The 14177-nt window shown below is 47.6% G+C and carries 13 protein-coding genes; 2 read left to right on the forward strand and 11 right to left on the reverse strand.

Features of this window, described 5'->3' with window-relative positions:
* Nucleotides 1–191 precede the first annotated feature (191 nt).
* The 7 genes from C7Y71_RS05300 to C7Y71_RS05330 form a co-directional block, all read right to left on the reverse strand.
* Nucleotides 192–593 carry a hypothetical protein gene (locus C7Y71_RS05300; protein WP_111897345.1) on the reverse strand — a complete coding sequence of 134 codons (402 nt, stop codon included), beginning with the start codon at nt 591–593 and terminating at the stop codon, nt 192–194.
* Nucleotide 594: 1 nt separating this feature from the next.
* Entirely contained in the window at nt 595–987 is a 393-nt protein-coding gene (locus C7Y71_RS05305; protein ID WP_111897346.1) for a hypothetical protein, read from the reverse strand.
* Nucleotides 988–1013: 26 nt separating this feature from the next.
* Complete coding sequence (locus C7Y71_RS05310; protein WP_111897347.1) at nt 1014–1400, reverse strand: HIRAN domain-containing protein; 387 nt, start codon at nt 1398–1400, stop codon at nt 1014–1016.
* 5 nt (nt 1401–1405) lie between these two features.
* Complete coding sequence (locus C7Y71_RS05315; RefSeq protein ID WP_146739314.1) at nt 1406–1918, reverse strand: nickel-dependent lactate racemase family protein; 513 nt, start codon at nt 1916–1918, stop codon at nt 1406–1408.
* A 24-nt stretch (nt 1919–1942) separates the two neighbouring features.
* The gene (locus C7Y71_RS05320; RefSeq protein WP_111897349.1) at nt 1943–2341 is read right to left on the reverse strand and encodes a hypothetical protein; all 399 of its coding nucleotides are present in this window, start codon (nt 2339–2341) and stop codon (nt 1943–1945) included.
* Nucleotides 2341–3129: a J domain-containing protein gene (locus C7Y71_RS05325; RefSeq protein WP_111897350.1), complete on the reverse strand. Its 789-nt coding sequence runs from the start codon at nt 3127–3129 to the stop codon at nt 2341–2343. The genes C7Y71_RS05320 and C7Y71_RS05325 overlap by 1 nt, the downstream gene beginning before the upstream one ends.
* A gap of 75 nt (nt 3130–3204) precedes the next feature.
* Nucleotides 3205–4152 carry a helix-turn-helix transcriptional regulator gene (locus tag C7Y71_RS05330; RefSeq protein ID WP_111897351.1) on the reverse strand — a complete coding sequence of 316 codons (948 nt, stop codon included), beginning with the start codon at nt 4150–4152 and terminating at the stop codon, nt 3205–3207.
* A gap of 227 nt (nt 4153–4379) precedes the next feature.
* Here C7Y71_RS05330 and eno point away from each other — a divergent pair, with 227 nt between their 5' ends.
* Nucleotides 4380–5696 (forward strand): phosphopyruvate hydratase, encoded by a 1317-nt coding sequence (gene eno, locus C7Y71_RS05335; RefSeq protein WP_111897352.1) that lies wholly within the window; start codon nt 4380–4382, stop codon nt 5694–5696.
* Nucleotides 5697–5980: 284 nt separating this feature from the next.
* Nucleotides 5981–7180 carry a Fic family protein gene (locus C7Y71_RS05340; RefSeq protein WP_111897353.1) on the forward strand — a complete coding sequence of 400 codons (1200 nt, stop codon included), beginning with the start codon at nt 5981–5983 and terminating at the stop codon, nt 7178–7180.
* Nucleotides 7181–7451: 271 nt separating this feature from the next.
* Here C7Y71_RS05340 and sufB read toward each other — a convergent pair whose 3' ends face one another.
* The 4 genes from sufB to nusA form a co-directional block, all read right to left on the reverse strand.
* A complete protein-coding gene (sufB, locus tag C7Y71_RS05345; RefSeq protein ID WP_111897354.1) occupies nt 7452–8903 on the reverse strand; it encodes a Fe-S cluster assembly protein SufB in 1452 nt (483 codons plus the stop codon).
* Nucleotides 8904–9078: 175 nt separating this feature from the next.
* On the reverse strand, nt 9079–9687 hold the full coding sequence (locus tag C7Y71_RS05350; protein ID WP_193215976.1) for a CvpA family protein: 609 nt from the start codon (nt 9685–9687) through the stop codon (nt 9079–9081).
* A 105-nt stretch (nt 9688–9792) separates the two neighbouring features.
* Nucleotides 9793–12666 (reverse strand): translation initiation factor IF-2, encoded by a 2874-nt coding sequence (infB, locus tag C7Y71_RS05355; RefSeq protein ID WP_111897356.1) that lies wholly within the window; start codon nt 12664–12666, stop codon nt 9793–9795.
* 126 nt (nt 12667–12792) lie between these two features.
* The gene (nusA, locus tag C7Y71_RS05360; protein ID WP_111897357.1) at nt 12793–14055 is read right to left on the reverse strand and encodes a transcription termination factor NusA; all 1263 of its coding nucleotides are present in this window, start codon (nt 14053–14055) and stop codon (nt 12793–12795) included.
* Nucleotides 14056–14177 lie beyond the last annotated feature (122 nt).

Below are 14177 nucleotides of genomic sequence, written 5' to 3' on the forward strand. Positions count from 1 at the left end.
CAGAACCGTTCGGCATCTTGCTGCTGATTTTGTTACGTTCTTCATCCTTTTTTGCTACAATTATATTTTGTGATAGAATTGTGATTTTCGGGCTGCAAATATAAACACGAACTTTTAAATTTCCAAAAGAAACAAATCTTTTTTCAAAAAAATCAACCGTTTCGTCCTCTTGTGCATATTTCCTTATCTGGTCAATAATCTATCTCTTTATGATTTTGAGCTGCATATTCCAGAATCTCGTCAGGACAAAAAATCTCATACACACCAAAACCCTCTAAATACTCACTATTTGGATGTTGTCTGCAAAACTGCTGATGTACTAACGATTGTATCTTGTCATATAAATGGGGTATATGTTCTTTCAACAATTCGGTGTTGACAGTCTCTGAAATAGAATGTTCAAACCACAGATTATCCCAGGCCCAAATCATCATGTCAACTATGGATTGAATCTCGCTATCTGACAAATCTATAGATACTAAGAACTCTTGTCTTTCAAAATCTACACCAGTTATACTCATACTGATATCTATATCCGTCCAAGGCATTGTGTAGCACGGAAAAACATATTCCCCCGCTTTTAACTCCTTCATTTTATATAATTTCTATTAGTTTATCCTGATTGAAAAGACCGCCATCATCAGTATCTTCGGGTTTCACTTTCCATACTATTTGACCAACAGAGAAGTAATACAAATCTACATTAGTTGGCAACAAAGCCTTGACTTTATGAGCAAAATCTAATCCTTTTTCCCACCATGCCTTCCATTGAGCATTTGTCCAGTGGTTTGTCTGATATAAGCTTTCATGATGCCAATCATAAAACCATTTTTCCAACCCATCAATACTGGATAAATCTATTTCTGTTCCATTGTTATCTTCACCAAGCCAAATAGTGTCATAGCCACCAATGCAGCACCCCTCTTCATCCCAGAAGAGTGCTTCTCCATAATCAGGATACATTTCTATTCTATTTTTCTTTATCATAAACTTTTTTCTTATTCCATCACCCGCTACTCAATCATAGAGATTTTAGCCTTGATGCGGAACCATTTGTTAATCCATTTTGTTTCTGTTACTCTGCAGACGAAGGCTTTTCCTGCGTCCATGAGGCGGGAGATGATGAGGTTGAGTTCCATGGGTACCCAGCCGATGCGTTCCTTGTCGAGATAGATGCCTATTGCCATTTCGTCGTGCTCGTTCTTGGGGTCGCGGAGCATGCGGAGGACGGTGCCCGTTGTTATTAGTGGTGCAAGTTCTTCCATATTGGTGCAATATGTGGTGCCTGCCACAACGATGTCGAGCAGGAATATCTCCCTCGTGAAAGGTGTAACTCCCCCACTACTTCCTCCAAGGAGCGCGAGGAGCGATTCGCTGATAGGTATGATTTGTCCTTCCATAGTCGTTATTTACGAAGCCAATAGATGTAGTCGTTCTCGTAACGTCCGCACGTTGCCTTTTTCTCAAACTCTGCCCTATGTTCCTCCACGAAGGCTTCCCACAGCTTGTTCAGCAGTTCGCCATCGGCTTGGTCGAGCACCAAGCCTGAGTGTCCGTAATCCCATTCAAAGCCGGGTATCCTCGAAGCCAGGGTGGTTGTGGAGAGTATGGGTAGAGCATCAGGGTTTAGCATCATCGTAGGCTCATAGTTTACGTAGTATATTTTTCGTCCTTTACCACTCCAATCTTCACCTTTCATAGGGGAGGAATCAATAAAACCTGTGCCTATTATGCCCGTAGCACCCACACCGAGTTTTACCATATAATAGCGGTCGCCAATGGCTATCTTGTCGTAGTCCCACACACTCCAGTTGTTTTCCACTTCCTCGCCAAAGTTGAGATTGACAATATCATAAAGATAATTGAACATCGAATACGAAGAAAAATTCGGATTCCATTTTAATATTACAGTTGCCATAACCTTTGTATATCAGAGTTTCATTTATTCTAACATAGAAATCTTAACAGTTATTTTTGCCATGGGGCGCTCTGTAAGGAATTCATTATATTGTTTCGCCCTGCTTATCCTGCATACAAAGCGTTTGCCCGCCGCCAGCAGGGCGGAGAAGATGCCGTCCTGCCCTTCCGGTAGCCAACCAAGCGAAGTGTCGTTCCATACCACCTCCACTGCCAACGGTCCCCTGTCGCTATCGGGCACAGCACGCATCTCTACTTCTGTCCCTTCTTTAAGCATGTAGAAGACGGACTCCGTCCTGTTGTAAGAGGTGTCTCTAAGCACAGTTTCCACGAGGAACACCTCTCTTGCCAAAGGCGGTCTTTCGTCCTTTCTTTCATCAATAAGTGCCAGCAACGAAGGGCTGATTTTTGCTAATTCGTTCATTATACTGTAAGCAGATTTAGTCGTTCGGTGTACATCTGTTTCTGTTGCTCCAGTTCCTCACGCTCTTTTTTCAGTTCCTCTTTTTGTTCGTGGACCCAGGCTGGGTTGAGCAGTTGCTGCCTCATATTGAGCGGGAACGCAGCATGGAGTTCTTCTATGCATTGCTTCATGTCGTCTATCTGCTCTTTCAGGCGTTTGATAACCTCATCGATGGTTTCTTCCCGCAGGAGCACATCTTCCGCATCGTCTTCGAGGTCGAGTCGCATGATGATGTTGCGCAGCAGTGTGAGGTTGTGGGTTCTGTAGGCGGTCTGTCCCTGTATGAACAGGTCTTTCATTTTCTCAGACAAGTCGGGGTGGAGGTCGGGGTGCAGACGCTTGACAAGCACACGGAAAAGTTGCTGCATCTCGGCAGCGTCATATTTGTTGATAAGCCGTGCCTCCTCCGCCAACCTGATGGCTTCTGCCTGTTCATTGATTTGTTTGTAATAATCCTGAAGGCGCGCGTCCACTTCCATCTGTATGACAATCATGTTAGGACGTTCGTCACGGTTCAATGCCGCCTGCGCCATCTCCACTTTCATCTTCAGTGCCCGCACTTCTACAGAGAGCAGGAAATTCTCATACTTGTCCTTGCCTATAAGATTGACATACCTGACATAGAGGTCGTCGCGGTCTTCATTCAGCAGACGGTCCTTCTCGGTGTAAAGCGTGAGAAATTCCTGACGGAGACGCTCCACTTCGGCTTTCTTCTCTATTGTCGAGGGACTGATTACTATTGCTTCCATGTCATTTCACTTTTTTTAATAATGCAAAGTTACAAGTCGTGTCGGCAAAAATAATTCCGAGTAGAAAATTTTAGGTTATTTTTTTTCTGAATGATAGAAGTCGTCCATGATTTCTGCTTCGGTAGCCATGAGTTGACGCAACTCAGCAGGCTCGAGTACCTCGGCTTCAGCCCCGAACGAAAGGATGGCGCGAACGAAATCTATGGTAGGATGCAAGAAGAATTCAAATACGCTATAATCATCATAAACCTGCAGTTCTTTCTGCGAGGAGTGCAAAGGCAGTGTACGCAGATAGTCTCGCTGCTCGCCATCGAAACGGACCAGTACACGCTGCAAAGGCACATCATAGCCTATACAGATGCCAAAGTGCGCGGCAAAAAACTCTTCCGGTGAAAATTCTTCTGGAAATACAAAGGTCTTATCTGTCAGTTCCAGATGATGTATGCGGTCCAAGGCATAGACTTTAAGGCTACCATACTGCCTGAATTCTGCAGGTGCAGAATTAGAGACCTTTTCCTTGGGATTGTGACAGAGAACGTACCAACGGCGATTGCACACCTTCACACAGTAGGGTTCCACCTCTATTGGCGTATTGTCGATCTCATCGCTGAATCTGCGGTAAGTCAGCCTGACCACCCTCCCATCCTCCATCGCCCCGATGATGTCGGTTAGGAAAGTGTCGCCCGAAGGGATGTTTTCCAACAATATACGGCTCTGCACATGCCGTTTGCGTTCCACCACATCGCTGACAGCGAGCGACTGTATCAACCAACGCTGAGGCGATTTGTAATCGAGCGAATCGTAGTTCTTCAGTTGATACGCGTCGTTGTCATACTTGATTTGTATGCCGAAGAGTTCATCGATTTTTGCCCGCCAGTTGTAAAGCGTACGCACCTGGAGCGGATGGTTCGACTCATAGAGCGAGGAGCGTTCAAAACTTTCTCTGAGTTCTGCGAACTTCATGGGGCGTTTGCTTAGTTTGTCAATCAGCCACAGATAGTGTTTCAAAGGTATTTTTGCCATGGTATTTCCGGATTTTCATGTTAAAAGGTTGTAAAGTTGGCGGCACACCATACTCTTTCCGACTACGAAGATAGTAAAAAAGTATTCCTTAAGTATGTAGTAGTTACAAATAAAATATTGAAGACCTTATATTACCGCAAAAAATGTATATTTTCGCTAAAAACCACGTATTGAATTGTTTTTTTAACTAAATTTGCGGTTGCAACACACTAAAACATTTTAGACCAATGGAAATTAAAGCAATTAAAGGACGTGAGATTCTCGATTCGAGAGGCAATCCTACAGTAGAAGTAGATGTAATCTTGGCAAACGGCGTGCTCGGTCGCGCTGCTGTACCCTCTGGTGCATCTACAGGTGAAAACGAAGCACTTGAACTTCGCGACGGCGACAAGGGTCGCTACCTCGGCAAGGGCGTACAGAAGGCTGTTGACAATGTTAACAAAGTCATCGCTCCCGCTCTTATCGGTCATTGCGTTTACGACCAGCGCGGCATCGACCACAAGATGCTTGCTCTCGACGGCACAAAGACTAAGTCAAACCTCGGTGCAAATGCCATCCTCGGTGTGAGCCTTGCAGTAGCACAGGCTGCCTCAAAGAGCCTTGGCATGCCCCTCTATCGCTACATCGGCGGTACTAATACCTACACCCTTCCAGTTCCGATGATGAACATCATCAACGGTGGTGCACACTCCGATGCTCCTATTGCATTCCAGGAATTCATGATTCGCCCCGTTGGCGCACCTACATTCAAGGAAGGTATTCGTATGGGTGCTGAAGTGTTCCACGCATTGGCTAAACTGCTCAAGAAACGTGGTCTCTCCACAGCAGTAGGCGACGAAGGTGGTTTCGCTCCTAAGTTCGACGGCATCGAAGACGCACTCGACAGCATCATGCAAGCCATCAAGGACGCTGGCTACGAACCCGGAAAGGACGTAACCATTGCTATGGACTGCGCTGCAAGCGAATTCTGCGTGAAGGAAGGCGACGCTTTCTACTACGACTACAAGCAACTCAAGAATGGTGCGCAGAAAGATCCAAACGGCGAGAAACTCGACGTGAAGGGTCAGATCAAGTTCCTCGAACACCTCATCGAGAAATACCCCATCGATTCCATCGAAGACGGTATGTCTGAAGAAGACTGGGCAGGATGGGCAGAACTTACTGCAGCCGTTGGCGATCGCTGCCAACTCGTAGGCGACGACCTCTTCGTAACCAACGTGGAATATCTCCGTCGCGGTATCAAGGAAAAGTGTGGTAACTCTATCCTGATCAAGGTTAACCAAATCGGTTCTCTCACCGAGACTCTCGATGCTATCGAGATGGCTCACCGCGCAGGCTTCACCAGCGTAACATCACACCGCTCTGGTGAAACAGAAGACACCACTATCGCAGACATCGCAGTTGCCACAAACAGCGGTCAGATCAAGACCGGTTCTATGAGCCGCACCGACCGTCTGGCTAAGTACAACCAACTTCTCCGCATCGAAGAAGAACTCGGCGACTTGGCAGTTTACGGCACTGAAGTAAAGACAAAGCGCAAGTAAGAGGCACGCGCTGAGTCAGCGAAACTTAATTAAGCATAGAGGTGAACACCCGTCATAAAGGTGCTCACCTTTTTTGCGAATTCTTTTTTGAAAAACATCACAGATACCATAGGCGAGACGAAGAAAAACGCAGATTCATAACTCGATTACAATTTTTTTATGCAATTTTGTAACGTACTTGCAACTTATTCCTAAATCAGTATTACAGGGACGTTCTATAAGAAAACAGTGGAACGATTAACCAAAGATTGCACAAACGTATTCAATAAGTATTAGTCCTGTTTATGGCAAAAAAACATCTGAAGAAAGAAGAATTCTTGAATTTCGACGAATATATTCGTCAGGGCGAGCCTGCGCAACGTGAACGTGCAGACGCCTGGCGTGTGGCTATAGGCTTGCAGGCTGTAGATGGACTGAAGACTTCCGAATATCTACAGCAGACCGCCCGTCGAAACATTGAAGGTGAGATTACCATAGACGAGGCACGCGAACTGGTAAAGACATACTATATTTCTAAAACACAGCGCGAGCCTGACGATGATGATAAGCAGGAGGCAGATCAAGTGTCTGCCAACATCACCAAGATTCTCTCTGCCGACACACTGGACTTTAGCACGAAAGGATACGTTTCTCTGCATCGCAGAATTTTTGAAGGTGTATTCAAACATGCCGGACGCATACGCGATTACAATATCACCAAGAAGGAGTGGGTGCTGGAGTATGACACAGTACATTATTTGAACTGGGAGGATTTGCGCAGGGCTATAGACTACGACATCGAACAGGAACGAAGTTTCAGTTATAAAGGACTTTCGTCAGATGAACTTATTGCCCATGTTACTCGTTTTGTGTCGGGAATATGGCAGATTCACGCCTTTGGCGAAGGGAACACCCGAACCACTGCCGTTTTCGCCATTCAGTACCTTCGCTCCTTGGGATTTAGCGTGGATAATAATGCGTTTGCCAAGCATTCCTGGTATTTCCGTAATGCTTTGGTGAGGGCAAACTATAAGAGTGCAGTGAAAGGCATTGACTACAGTCCTATATATCTGGAGCGATTTTTCCGTAACCTGCTGCTGGGTGAACAGTGGGACTTGCGCAACAGATACCTACATATCCATCCTACGGAGGAATGGAGCGTGCAACCCAATCTCGGCAGCCCCACAAGTACCCCACAAGTACCCCGCAAGTACCCCACAAGTACCCCACAAGTACAGGACAAGTTGCATACAAGCAATCCTTATATTATAAGACTTTTGCAAGTAGTAGGAGAACGTGAACTTTCAGTAAAGGAAATTATGGAAGGTCTTGAACTAAAGGACAGGAAAAATGTTTTGAACCTTTACCTCAGCCCTGCCATCTATGATGGATTTATTCGTTTGCTTTTTCCTGACTCTCCCCGTCATCCACGTCAGAAATACTTGCTGACAGTAAAGGGACTGGCACTCTATGATGAAATCAACAAAACGAAGGAGAAACCATGACAAATATGATACAACACAATAATAAAGATTTAGAGCAGAGTTTACTGTTTTATGGGCTTACTTTCGGGCTGAAAGTCCGATAAGCCCACAGCCCAAGGCAACGCCTTGTGTGAATAGGTGTGGTGTAGCACGTCCTGTAAGCTACATAACACACTATATCAATGGTTTTATCCTTTCAGGGCGCATGTTCGCTGACCTGATTTCCCAGAGCGTTGCTCTGGGCTATGAGTTATTGGGTCTTCAGCCCGTTTTTACCGAACACTGATAGTTATTATCCCACACTGCCTTCGAGCGACACGCTGAGCAGTTTTGTGGCTTCCACGGCAAACTCCATGGGCAGTTTGTTGATGACCTCCTTGGCGTAGCCTCCCACGATGAGCGCCACGGCATCCTCTACTGGTATGCCCCGCTGTGTGCAGTAAAGCAGTTGGTCTTCACTGATTTTCGATGTCGTTGCTTCGTGTTCCACTATGGCGTCAGGGTTGCCGCAGTCGATGTAGGGGAAGGTATGCGCTCCGCTTGTGTTGCTAAGCAGCAGGCTGTCGCACGAACTGTAGTTCCTTGCTCCTGCGGCTTTCTTGCCCATGTGAACAAGTCCACGATAACTGTTTTGGCTATACCCCGCAGAAATACCCTTTGAGATAATAGTGGAGCGTGTGTTTGGTGCGAGGTGTATCATCTTGGTGCCTGTATCTGCCTCTTGATGGTGGTTGGTTACTGCCACACTGTAGAACTCAGCCTGTGCACCTTCGCCCATAAGTACACACGAGGGGTATTTCCACGTGATGGCAGAGCCTGTCTCTACCTGTGTCCAGGAGAGTTTGGAATTGGCGCCCCTTAGTTGTCCGCGCTTGGTAACGAGGTTATATACCCCACCCTTTCCTTCGCTGTCGCCAGGATACCAGTTCTGCACTGTGCTGTACTTCACCTCAGCGTCCTTGTTCACCACGATTTCCACAATGGCAGCATGCAGTTGGTTTTCATCGCGCATGGGTGCGGTGCAGCCTTCAAGGTAACTGACATAACCACCATCGTCGCACACGATGAGTGTACGTTCGAACTGCCCTGTATTGCGGGCATTGATGCGGAAATATGTGCTCAGTTCCATGGGACATCGCACGCCTTTTGGCACAAACACGAATGAGCCATCAGAAAAGACGGCACTATTAAGTGCTGCAAAATAGTTGTCGCGATAGGGCACCACAGAGCCGAGGTATTTCTTTACCAATTCCGGGTTTTCGCGCACTGCCTCGCTGATGGAAGAGAAGATAATGCCCTTTTCCTGCAGTTTCTCCTTGAACGTGGTCTTCACACTGACACTGTCCATCACAGCATCCACAGCCACGCCTCCTAATGCAAGGCGTTCTTCGAGCGGTATGCCGAGTTTTTCAAAAGTCTTTGCCAACTCCGGGTCGAGTTCTTTCTTGCCTTCCTTCTTCTTCGTGGGGTCTGCATAGTAAGAAATCGCCTGATAGTCTATTTTGGGCAGGTTGACGTGTGCCCAGTCGGGCTGTTCGAGTGTCTGCCAATACCGGAAAGCCTTCAACCTGAACTCCAGAAGCCATTCCGGCTCCTCCTTTCGTGTCGAAATCTGACGAATGATGTCCTCGTTGAGACCTTTCTCTATGATGTCGGTCTCCACATCGGTGGTGAAGCCGTACTCATATTGTTTATTCGCGTATTCCCGAAGTTCTTGATTGTCAGTATGCTTGTTTTCGCTCATAAGTGTGAGTCGTTCAAAGTATGAAGTTATCGAAGTTATTGAAGTTATCGCTTCGCTCGAAGTTAACGACGTTACCTAATGTTGATGTATTATTCTTTCGTTATTTATCAGTCCAAAGTATCGTCATTAACTTCGTTAACTTCGATAACTCCGATAACTTCAGAACGTTGAATTTTTACTTTTTTTCCGCTTTGCTTCCTTTCTTAGGTTGCGGCTTGGCATTCAGATCCACAATGATGGTGCTGTCGTTCATTCTTCGGCTGCCGGGGCGTAGTTGGTCGTCGTAGGGGTGCTTTTTCTTTCCCCCTGCCACTTCGTCTGTTATAAAGTCCTTCGCCATGGAAAGCAGAGATACTGTGGGGCTGAAAAGTCTTGAATCAGCAGTTTTGTCCTCGGGCAAGAGATTGATCTGCGGCAGCGTCATCACGTTGAATGCGAAACTCAGCAGCACACCGAATTTCAGTACGCTCACAGCGGCTCCTGCCAGACTGTTTGCCCATCCGAGATGCAGCACCTTCAGCGTTTTGGTTGCCACCACAGCCACCTGTCCCAGCACGATAGGTATAATGATGCATAGTATGAGAAACGCCACGATGCTGGTACCTATATTAAGTTTGCTGCCATCCACCGAAAGGTAGGGCATCAGGAACTTATAGCACAAGATTGCCAACACTATGCCCGCTATCCAGCCTCCTGCAGAGACGATTTCGCGCAACAGTCCCTGTCGCCAGCCGTTGAAGACTGCCCAGAGAAGCACTACGCCGATAAATATGTCGATATACATTACGGAATGTTCTGTTTTTGCTCCTTTAGATAAAAAAGGCAAAGAGAGACGCATTGTCCGTAGCCGCCCTCTCTTCGCCCTGAATCTGTTTGGGGAGCGAAGGTTTTACAATTTCTGTTTTACCTCTATTTCCTTGAATGTTTCGATGGTGTCGCCTTCCTTGATATCGTTGCAATTTTGCAGACTGATACCGCACTCGAAGTTGGTATTTACCTCCTTCACGTCGTCCTTGAAACGTTTGAGTGCCATGAGGCTGCCTGTGAAGACCACGATACCATCGCGTATGAGGCGTGCCTTGTCCGTGCGCGACACTTTGCCGTCCACTACGTAGCAACCAGCCACAAGTCCCACTTTCGAGATACGATACACCTGACGCACTTCCACCATTGCTGTAACCTCTTCCTTGATGATAGGCTTGAGCATACCTTCCATGGTGCCTTTGATTTCCTCAATTGCATCATAGATGATGCTGTACTGGCGTATTTCCACACCTTCCTGATCTGCCAGTTTCCTTGCATTGGCAGAAGGACGTACCTGGAAACCGATGATAACAGCCTTGGAAGCGGCAGCGAGCGTAACATCGTTCTCGGAAATCTGTCCCACACCCTTATGAATGACATTGACCACGATTTTCTCTGTAGAGAGTTTGATGAACGAATCGCTGAGCGCCTCTACAGAACCGTCCACATCGCCCTTGACGAGCAGGTTGAGTTCCTGCACACCACCTACGGCAATTTCGTGCGCGATGTCGTCGAGTCCTCTGCGTCGTGTGGTGCGCAAGCCTTGTTCGCGTGCGAGTTGTTCGCGCTTGGTGGCAATCTCGCGAGCCTCTTGCTCTGTATTCATCGAGTGGAGTTGATCACCTGCCTGTGGAGCGCCGTTAAGTCCGAGCACCGTAGCCGCCTGCGACGGTCCCACCTCCTTGATGCGCTGTCCACGCTCGTTGAAGAGCGCCTTCACTCTACCATAGTTGGTACCAGCAAGAATAATGTCGCCTTGACGGAGTGTACCGTTCGAAACGAGAACAGTAGCCACATAACCACGTCCCTTGTCGAGCGAACTCTCGATGACCGTACCTGCCGCGTTGCGGTTGGGGTTCGCCTTGAGTTCGAGCATATCTGCCTCGAGGAGCACCTTCTCGAGCAACTCAAAGACACCGTCGCCCTTCTTGGCACTGATATCCTGGCTCTGATATTTGCCTCCCCATTCCTCGACGAGGAAATTCATCTGTGCAAGTCCTTCCTTGATTTTGTCAGGGTTGGCACCAGGTTTGTCTATCTTGTTGATAGCAAACACTATTGGCACATTTGCAGCCACGGCATGGGATATTGCCTCCTTGGTCTGCGGCATGATGTCGTCATCGGCAGCGATGATGATGATGGCGATGTCCGTTACCTGTGCACCGCGTGCACGCATAGCGGTAAACGCTTCATGCCCCGGAGTGTCGAGGAATGTGATGTGTCTGCCATTTTTGAGCCGCACATTGTAGGCGCCAATATGCTGCGTGATGCCGCCTGCCTCACCTGCTATGACGTTGGCATTGCGGATATGGTCGAGAAGCGAAGTCTTACCATGGTCCACGTGTCCCATCACAGTAACGATAGGTGCGCGTTCCACCAGGTCTTCCTCGCTGTCCTCTTCTTCTGCCACAGCCTCCGACACTTCAGCACTGGTATATTCCGTTTTGAATCCAAACTCATCAGCCACGAGGTCGATGGTTTCTGCATCAAGGCGTTGGTTGATACTTACCATGATGCCTATGCTCATACATGTGGAAATAACCTGTATAACCGGCACATTCATCATGGTAGCCAACTCGTTTGCAGTAACAAACTCTGTCAACTTGATAATCTTGCTTTCAGCCATTTCGTCGCGCATCTGCTCTTCCTGCTGCTGACGCACCATTTCACGTTTTTCGCGACGATACTTGGCTCCCTTGGCATTCTTTCCTTTGCTGGTGAGACGTGCGAGCGTTTCGCGCACTTGCTTAGCCACATCTTCATCGCTCACTTCTTGCTTGAGCGGTTGCTGGTTGCGGTTTTTCTTCTTGCTGCGCTTGCTCTCGTTCTGGCTCTGCTGCTGTTGCGCTTGCTTGCGGTTACGGTCGTTAGCCTCAGCCTGTTTTGCAGCGGCATTCACGTCCACCTTTGCGCCATTGATGCGGTTGCGCTTCTTCTTCTCGCCTGAGCCCTGACGTTTCTTCTCGCGTTCCTTGCGCAGTTCTTCCTTCGACTTCTTCTTCGGCCGCATCTGCTCATTGATGGAAGAAAGGTCTATTGTACCAAGCACCTTTGGACCTTGGAGTTCAGGTGCTTTTGAGAAGCGGAACACATCGCTTTCTGCTTTTTTCTCTTCCTGCGGCTCTTCCTGCTTTTTGGTATCATCAACCGACGGGGCTTCCTCTGCGGGTACTTCTGCTTTCGCCAAAGGTTCTTCCTTCGCTGCAGGCACTTCTGCCGCAGGCTCTTTTGCCGCAGGCTCTTTTGCCGCAGGCTCTTCTGCTACAGGTTGCACGGGCTCCTCAACGGATTTCACAGGATCCTCAATGGGAGTATCTTCCGTTGGAACGGCAACAGGTACTTCAGGAACTTGCTCTGCCACGGGCTCAGGTTTGGGCTCAGGTTTGGGCTCAGGTTTGGGCTTTTCCTTCTGTTTTTTCTTCTCGCCGAGATCTATCTGCCCCATGATTTTGAGTTGTGGCTTTTTCTCCTCCGGCACTTCTGTTGCTATTTCCTCCACTGGTTCCGGTGCAGGTTTTTCCGTTTTCTTCTCTTTCTGTCTGCTCTGCAAGAGTTGCTCCGCAGCATTTCTCAGGTTTTTATCGGCACCGAACATCGTCTTAAGCATTTCGTATTGCTCTTCCGTAATTTTCTCGGAAGGCGATGACTTAACCTCTATGCCTTTGCTCGCCAATGCGTCAACCACAGTTTGCAGTCCGACATTGAATTCTTTGATTACTTTATTAAGTCTTATACTCATTCGTTGTGTTTAATCTCAATGGATTTGTTTTTTGAGGGGAGAGTTATTCTTTCTCTACTGGCTGCACAGTGCTCTCCTTTCCTCATGCAGCAGCGCCCACACCTTGTGGGGCTGATTTATGCTCTGTTAATCTTTTTCGAATTCCGCCTTTATTACTCTGATGAGTTCATCAACGGTATCCTCCTCAAGGTCGGCCTTGTCGATAAGGAATTGTCTGTCGGCCTTGAGCACTTGCTTTCCTGTGTCGAGTCCGAGCGCCTTGACTGCATCAATGACCCAAGAATCTATTTCGTCTGCAAATTCGTCGAGATATACGTCATCGTTCATTTCCTCGTCGTAGTTCTCCCTGAACACGTCGATGGTGTAGCCCGTCAGTTTTGAAGCGAGTTTGATGTTCAATCCGCTCTTTCCGATGGCCATCGATACCTGGTCGGCAGCCATGTAAACATCAGCCCTGTGGTTTTCTTCGTCAATCTCCATATAACTTACCTGTGCGGGCGAAAGGGCGCGTTGTATGAAGAGTTGTATGTTGGCAGTATAGTTGATGACATCTATGCTTTCGTTGCACAGTTCATGCACTATACCACGTATTCTGCTTCCTTTCATACCTACACATGCTCCTACCGGGTCAACTCTGTCGTCGTAACTCTCAACCGCAATCTTGGCGCGCTCACCCGGTATGCGTGCTATACGGCGCACGGTGATGAGTCCGTCTGCTATCTCAGGTATTTCAAGTTCGAGGAGTCTCTGCAGGAACACTTCCGACGTTCTGCTCAGATAGATTTTAGGATTTCCATTGGCGTTATCCACACGGTCCACTATGGCGCGAACCGTTTCTCCTTTCTTGAAGAAATCTCTCGGTATCTGCTGGCTCTTGGGCAGGAGGAGTTCGTTTTCCTCGTCGTCCATGAGCAGGGTCTCATTCTTCCATGTCTGGTAAACTTCGCCTGAAACAATTTCGCCCACACGGTCACGATACTTATTATATAAGGCATCGTGTTCGAGTTCGAGGATTTTGCTGGCAAGTGTTTGGCGAAGCGTGAGTATTGCCCTGCGTCCGAAACTTGCGAAATCTATTTTTTCGCTCACGTCCTCTCCCACTTCATAGTCGTCCTCTATCTTCAGCGCTTCGCTCAGGGCGATTTGCTTGTTTTCGTCCTCCACTTCACCATCTTCCACGACCTCTCGGTTGCGGTAGATTTCAAAGTCGCCCTTGTCGGGGTTCACAATCACGTCGAAGTTTTCGTCCGAACCGAAGATTTTTGCTATGACGCTTCGGAAACTTTCTTCGAGCACACCGACCATTGTTGTACGGTCAATGTTTTTGTTCTCCTTGAATTCCGCAAACGTATCAATAAGGCTTGCGGTTTCAACTTTTTTCTTAGCCATTTATATTTATTTTTTAGTTTTTTCTTCGCTTTGTGGCGCAAACATAATGTAGTATAATGCCGACGAAGCAGAGCCTCTTATGCTACTGCTTCATTGAACTGCTCACGTCTGTTCCTCTGACG

It is taken from the genome of Pseudoprevotella muciniphila, from assembly GCF_003265305.2.
Lineage (GTDB): Bacteria > Bacteroidota > Bacteroidia > Bacteroidales > Bacteroidaceae > Alloprevotella > Alloprevotella muciniphila.